This is a genomic window from Roseovarius nitratireducens (genome assembly GCF_002925845.1).
In the GTDB taxonomy this organism is placed as follows: domain Bacteria; phylum Pseudomonadota; class Alphaproteobacteria; order Rhodobacterales; family Rhodobacteraceae; genus Roseovarius; species Roseovarius nitratireducens.
Genome location: NZ_PDNI01000075.1, coordinates 1 through 786, shown reverse-complemented (window position 1 = coordinate 786; position 786 = coordinate 1). Strand labels below are relative to the sequence as shown.

Below are 786 nucleotides of genomic sequence, written 5' to 3'. Positions count from 1 at the left end.
CCCTTCATCTGGATCCGGTCGCCCGGAAGCCCGATCAGCCGCTTGATGAAATCGGTGCCGTCGACCGGGTGACGAAACACGATGATGTCGGCACGCTCGGGCACCGAACCAATCGGTTGAACGGCTAGATAGTCACCGGTCAATAAAGTAGGTTTCATTGACCCCGCGATGATTTGGTACGGTGTCCATAAAATACGGGAGAGGATCAACAAGCCCAAGAAGAGAACGGCAAGAAACCCGTACAAGGAGTATTCCTCGTCAATTTTTGATTCTGCGTAGCCTCGTCCCTCGCGAAAAGCTAGAAAGCCAATGAAGATTAGGCCGATAGCGGGAATGAACGGAAGCCAAATCCACCAGCCGGAAAAACCCACATCGCGCAATCTCCTGCGGAGGTGGCCCATAAACACAACGAACATGAAGGCAAAGCCGAGGTAGCCTAGGCTGAATTGTTCAATTGGCCACAATACAACGGCCAGTGCTATCCAAGCAATCAAGACGCTTGTAAATGCGGCACGCCCCGAACGTCCCGACCAATCAAAAGCGGACGTGATTAACCGCAACGGAAACAAAGCATTCATTACGATTCCTACTCCAGCCTCTCGAAGAATCGATCGCCGCGCCATGTCCAGAAGAACAGCATCGACCGACCGGCCGAGGAAAAGATCACCCGGTTGGCACGTCCGATGAGGTTTTCATACGGCACGGAGCCCACGCCCCCTACAGCCTGGGGAAAGCGCGAATCGGTGGAATTGTCGCGGTTGTCGCCCATGAAAAAGTAATGCCCCT

General features: G+C 53.8%; 2 protein-coding genes. Both read right to left on the bottom strand.

Annotation, left to right across the window (positions count from 1 at the left end):
• Nucleotides 1–578, bottom strand: a 578-nt coding sequence (gene lepB / locus CRJ03_RS19990; protein ID WP_104020194.1) for a signal peptidase I, incomplete at its 3' end; no start/stop codon positions are given.
• A gap of 8 nt (nt 579–586) precedes the next feature.
• On the bottom strand, nt 587–786 hold a 200-nt coding region (locus tag CRJ03_RS17625), incomplete at its 5' end, for a S26 family signal peptidase (RefSeq protein WP_240611713.1).